The sequence below is a fragment of the Streptomyces thermovulgaris genome (genome assembly GCF_002155915.1).
GTDB lineage: Bacteria > Actinomycetota > Actinomycetes > Streptomycetales > Streptomycetaceae > Streptomyces > Streptomyces thermovulgaris.
In genome coordinates, this window is sequence record NZ_MUME01000366.1 from 1 (window position 1) to 5,115 (window position 5,115).

7 protein-coding genes are annotated in these 5,115 nt (G+C 71.5%); 2 read left to right on the forward strand and 5 right to left on the reverse strand.

Annotation, left to right across the window (positions count from 1 at the left end):
• The 3 genes from CCN35_RS24180 to CCN35_RS24185 all read right to left on the reverse strand — a co-directional run.
• Positions 1-245, reverse strand: a 245-nt coding sequence (locus CCN35_RS24180) for a carboxyl transferase domain-containing protein (RefSeq protein WP_281254821.1), incomplete at its 3' end; no start/stop codon positions are given.
• On the reverse strand, positions 242-400 hold the full coding sequence (locus tag CCN35_RS28510; protein ID WP_158100433.1) for a hypothetical protein: 159 nt from the start codon (positions 398-400) through the stop codon (positions 242-244). The genes CCN35_RS24180 and CCN35_RS28510, both read right to left, overlap by 4 nt.
• Positions 401-528: 128 nt before the next feature.
• On the reverse strand, positions 529-2,115 hold the full coding sequence (locus tag CCN35_RS24185) for an acyl-CoA mutase large subunit family protein (protein ID WP_067400620.1): 1,587 nt from the start codon (positions 2,113-2,115) through the stop codon (positions 529-531).
• Positions 2,116-2,215: 100 nt separating this feature from the next.
• Between CCN35_RS24185 and CCN35_RS24190 the strand changes: the two genes are divergently transcribed.
• The gene (locus CCN35_RS24190; RefSeq protein WP_086794343.1) at positions 2,216-2,905 is read left to right on the forward strand and encodes a TetR/AcrR family transcriptional regulator; all 690 of its coding nucleotides are present in this window, start codon (positions 2,216-2,218) and stop codon (positions 2,903-2,905) included.
• A gap of 265 nt (positions 2,906-3,170) precedes the next feature.
• Positions 3,171-3,680: a hypothetical protein gene (locus tag CCN35_RS24195; protein ID WP_067400614.1), complete on the forward strand. Its 510-nt coding sequence runs from the start codon at positions 3,171-3,173 to the stop codon at positions 3,678-3,680.
• Positions 3,681-3,941: 261 nt separating this feature from the next.
• On the opposite strand, the gene CCN35_RS24200 is transcribed toward CCN35_RS24195, so the two are convergent.
• Together CCN35_RS24200 and CCN35_RS24205 are read right to left on the reverse strand one after the other, a co-directional pair.
• The gene (locus CCN35_RS24200) at positions 3,942-4,238 is read right to left on the reverse strand and encodes an antibiotic biosynthesis monooxygenase (protein WP_086794345.1); all 297 of its coding nucleotides are present in this window, start codon (positions 4,236-4,238) and stop codon (positions 3,942-3,944) included.
• A 126-nt stretch (positions 4,239-4,364) separates the two neighbouring features.
• Positions 4,365-4,598: a hypothetical protein gene (locus CCN35_RS24205; RefSeq protein WP_067400606.1), complete on the reverse strand. Its 234-nt coding sequence runs from the start codon at positions 4,596-4,598 to the stop codon at positions 4,365-4,367.
• Positions 4,599-5,115 lie beyond the last annotated feature (517 nt).

The window sequence follows — 5,115 nt, forward strand, 5'->3', positions numbered from 1 at the left end:
GTGCGGTCCAGGCCGAAGTTGCTCGAGCGGTGCCGGGCGAACTCGTCCAGCTCCACGAACGAGTCGGCGTCCAGCAGCAGCTCGATGCGTTCCCGCGCGGTCAGCTTGCCCTTGGCGTGCTGTTTTTCCACCGCCCGCTGCGAGCCGGCGTGCGTGGCCTGCTGGATGCGGTGCTGCAGATCCGCGAGCTTGCCCGCAGTCGTATGAATGTCGATGTCGTCCACCGGGGTTGGTTGCGCAGTCACTGCTTGCTCCCGTCGTTGTCGATACGGCCGACGCCCGTCCGTGCGAGGGGCGGCAGTGCCGCGCCCGGCAGAGGGCGGAGGAACCGGCGGGCCGGCCCGTGGACCGGGCCGGGCGCGGCACCGGTGAGCAGGGCGGCGGAGGGCTGCCCGGTCACGGGCACCGGAGAACCAGGGGGCACTTCATGGGCAAGGACCATGGGAGGCCTCCGAAGTCGAAGGTGGGAGGGGCGAGGGCATGGGCCCCTGGGCGGGCTGTCCTGGTCTGAAGGACGGGGTGTCCTGGTCAGAAGGTGTCCTGAGGGACGTACACCCCCCAGACGTCGCGCAGGGCGTGGCAGACCTCGCCGACCGTGGCGCGCAGCCGCAGGGCCTCGCGCATCGGGGGCAGGACGTTGTCGGTGCCCCGGGCGGCGGTGCGCAGGGCGTCGAGGGCGCGTTCGACGGCGTCGTTGTCGCGTTCCTTGCGCAGTACGGCGAGACGTTCGCACTGGTCGATCTCGATCTGCGGGTCGACACGCAGCGGCTCGTACGGTTCCTCCTCGTCGAGGACGAACGCGTTGACGCCGACCACGGTGCGTTCCTTGTTGTCGATCTCCTGCGCGATCCGGTAGGCGGAGCGCTCGATCTCGGACTTCTGGAAGCCCTGCTCGATCGCCGCGACGGCGCCGCCGCGGTCCTCGACGGCCTGGATCAGCTCCAGGGCCGCCGCCTCGAGCTCGTCGGTCATCGCCTCCATGAAGTAGGAGCCGGCGAAGGGGTCGACGGTCTTGGTCACATCGGTCTCGTGGGCGATGACCTGCTGGGTGCGCAGGGCCAGCCGCGCCGCCTTCTGGGTGGGCAGGGCGATGGCCTCGTCGTAGGAGTTGGTGTGCAGGGACTGCGTTCCGCCCAGGACCGCGCCCAGGCCCTGCAGGGCGACCCGGACGAGATTGACCTCCGGCTGCTGGGCCGTCAGCTGCACACCGGCGGTCTGGGTGTGGAAGCGCAGCATCTGCGACTTCGGGTTCCGGGCGCCGAACTCCTCGCGCATGATGCGCGCCCAGATGCGGCGGGCGGCACGGAACTTCGCGATCTCCTCCAGGAGCGTGGTGCGGGCGACGAAGAAGAACGACAGACGCGGAGCGAAGTCGTCGACGTCCAGACCGGCGGCGATCGCGGTGCGCACGTACTCCTTGGCGTTGGCGAGGGTGAACCCGATCTCCTGCGCGGGTGTGGCCCCGGCCTCGGCCATGTGGTAGCCGGAGATGGAGATGGTGTTCCAGCGCGGCAGCTCCCGGTGGCAGTAGGCGAAGATGTCGCTGATCAGCCGCAGGGACTGCTTCGGCGGGAAGATGTAGGTGCCGCGGGCGATGTACTCCTTGAGCACGTCGTTCTGGATCGTCCCGGCCAGCCGGCTGCCCGGGACGCCCTGCTCGGCCGCGACCAGCTGGTAGAGCAGGAGCAGGGTCGAGGCCGGTGCGTTGATCGTCATCGACGTCGACACCTTGTCGAGCGGCAGGCCCTGGAACAGGGTGCGCATGTCCTCGATCGAGTCGATCGCCACCCCGACCTTGCCGACCTCGCCCCGGGCCATGGGGTGGTCGGAGTCGTAGCCCATCTGGGTCGGCAGGTCGAAGGCCACGCTCAGGCCGCCCGTGCCGGCGCGGACCAGCTCGTGGTAGCGCTCGTTGGACTCCTTCGCGGTGCCGAACCCGGCGTACTGCCGCATCGTCCACGGCCGGCCGGTGTACATCGACGGGTACACGCCGCGGGTGAACGGGAACTGCCCCGGGGCGCCCAGCTTGGCGTCCGCGTCGAAGTCCGTCAGCGTCCCGGCGTCGTAGACCGGCTGGATCGGCAGACCGGACTCGCTTCGTGCGAAGGAACCCACATCGATCTCCTCTGGTACTCAATCTCTTCTTGACGGTACTCAGTACCATTCCCGTGGGCAAGTGGCCACCAGGGGCCGGGGCGGGGGAGGATGGGCGATCATGAGTAAGCCAGCCGCGCGGACCCGGCTCGCGGACGCCGCCTTCGCCCTGTTCGACGAGCGCGGATACGAGCAGACCACCGTCGACGACATCGCCGAACGGGCCGGGGTGGGCCGCACCACCTTCTTCCGGCACTACCGGTCCAAGGAAGACGTCATCTTCCCCGACCACGACCGGCTGCTCGAGCAGATCAAGGACCGGCTGGCCACCTCCAGCCACGAGACGGCCCTGGCCGCCGTCTCCGACGCGGTCCGCCTGGTGCTGCTGCACTACCTCGAGGAAGGCGACCTCGCCCGCCGGCGGTACCGGCTCACCAGCAAGGTCGCCGCGCTCCGCGACCGCGAGATCGCCAGCGTGGCCCGCTACCAGCGTCTGTTCCGCGAGTTCATCGCGAACTGGATGGGGGACTCCACCGAGTCGGCCTCGCTCAGGGCCGAGCTCATGGCCGCGTCCGTGGTCGCGGCCCACAACCATGTGCTGCGCCGATGGCTCCGGGGCGAGTCCCCCGACCCGGTCGCGGAGGTCGACGAGGCGATGCGCGAGGTGCTCGCCCTGTTCCGCGGCCCCCAGTCCCGTCCGGAGACCCGCGACGGCGGCACCACGGTCGTCGCCTTCCGGACCGGACAGGACCTCGACGCCCTGCTCCCCGCGCTGCGGCGCCTCGTCGAGGGCGAACCGGGCGACGCATGACCGTCTCGAGGACCTCGAAGTCCGCGGGACCCCTGTCCCGGCACGGCCGCCGGCTCCTCGCCCGCCCGCCGGTTGCCCCGCGCGGCATCCGCCGGTCACCCGGCCGCCGTCCTTGTTCCGCCGTCCGTTCCCCCGTCCCTTCCCCCGTTCGTGCCGTCGCAGAACCCGGCCGGCGTGCGGATCCCCTGCCGTGGAGCCCCTCGGCCGACGGCGCGGGAGAATGGGAGATAACCACCCAACCGACTCGAAAAGAGGAGGAGAGGGGATGACTACGGCAGCCGAGACCGTGCTCGAGCCCACCGAGCGGATGCGGGCCCGGAAGAAGCTTTCGGAGGCAGCTCTGACCACGCTCGAGCCCACGGAGCGCGTGCGGGCCCAGAAGGGGCGGTACACAGCGACCCGGAGCGGGCGCGTGAGCACCAGGAGCGGGGAGGGGAAGGCCGGAGAGGCGCACCCCGACGGCGGGGGCATCCACCTGCGCACCCGCACGTTCCACCTTCCGGTTCCGATCCCGTACATCAGCCTGAAGAAGATGCCCGCCCGCCTGGGGGATCTCCCCGCCCGCCTGGAGGACCTGCCCGCGCGTCTGGAGCAGGTACCCGCCCGTCTGGAGCAGGTGCCCACCCGGGACCTGGTCTTCTACGGGGGCCTGGGAGCGCTCGCCGTGGCGGGGGCTCTTGACTGGCCGGTTGCTCTGGCCGTCGGGGGAGCCACCTGGCTGGTGCGCAGCAGGCAGAAGGACGGGAAGAAGGGCAGGCGGAAGGAACAGCACTGAGACACGGCGGAGCCGTGGGAGGCGGCGCCCGGCAGTGCGCGCTGCCGGGCATGCCCTGTGCCTGCCCGGTCGCGGATGCGCTCTCCTGCAAAGGACCGCGTCCGAGAGCGAATCCGGCCCGGACGGGAGCGACGGGGCGAGGGAGCGTTCACGGCTCGCCGACGGACTCGAGCAGGCCCATGGCCGACAGGGGGGCGTCCCGCCCGGCGGCCCGATGCAGCCCCGTGGCCCTACGGCGGCTTGCCGGGCCCGTCCGGGCTGCTACCCCTGGGGAAGGGCGAGTTCACGACCGCGGTAGAAGCCCTCCCGCTCCTCGACGACGTACGGCGCCATGGCCTCCCGCCGCTGCGCCTCCGCCTCGGAGGCCCGCCAGGCGTCGCACGCCTCCCGGGACTCCCAGAACGACACCCCGGTGACCTCCTGCCCGTCCTCGGACCAGTACGCGTACGAACGGTGCAGGCCCCGCGGAGGGGAGGCCGGACGCCATGCCCTCTCGAACTCCTCCAGGGTGCCCGGCCGAAGGCGGCGTGTCGTCACCCAGACGAAGTGTTCCTCCATCGCAGCTCCTCCGCGACACCGGTTCGGCCCCTACTGGCCGGCCCCCGGGGATCATCCCGGCCCCGAAGCACTGCGCGGATCGGGGCCGGGCCGCGCGGAGCCCGTCAGTGCTGCCGTACCGCCGTGTCAGGCGTGGTCCACCAGCTGGGCATGGCCCTTCTGCCGTGCGCAGTGGGCGCAGCAGAAGAACTGCCCGTTCGCCTGCATTCCGTGCCCCAGAATCCGGCAGTTGCAGTTGTCGCAGATCGGAGCCATGCGCTGGGCCGCGCACTCCAGGCTGTCGAAGATGTGCACCTGCCCGGCGGCCCGCAGCTCGAAGGCCATCTCATAGTCGTTGCCGCAGACTTCGCACACTGCCATGGGCCATTCCTCCACCTGCGTTCCGTGGCGGAACCGAGCCCGCCGACATATCCACGAGCCTGTGCCCGGTCCCCCGGCGGCGCAACTCCACGGGTGATGCCATGACCCGAACAGTGGAACGTCCCGCGGGCCTTGGCTCCCCGGGGCGGCCTCGGCGGCCGAACCGGGGGCGCATGACGCCGAGCCGGCGACCGCGCCCCGGGACCGCGTTCCCAGGCCGCCCTCGAAACCGGCCCCCGAAACCGTCCCGGGACCGGACACCGGAGGCGACACGCCGGACACCGTCCGCCCGGCGGCGACCGGGGCGGCACGGCAGCGGCCCGGACGTACGGGAACACGCAACGGGCCCCGCCTGCCGGAAGCAGGCGGGGCCCGTCGTGATGGCGGAGCACGGAAACCGGCAGTCGCCGCCGCTCACCGCGGCCGCGCACCGGCGGTTCCCCGCCGTCGGCCTTCCGGACCCATGCCGAACCTATGCCGTACGGCCTTGGGGATCGGATGCTTCGAGTGCGTGGGT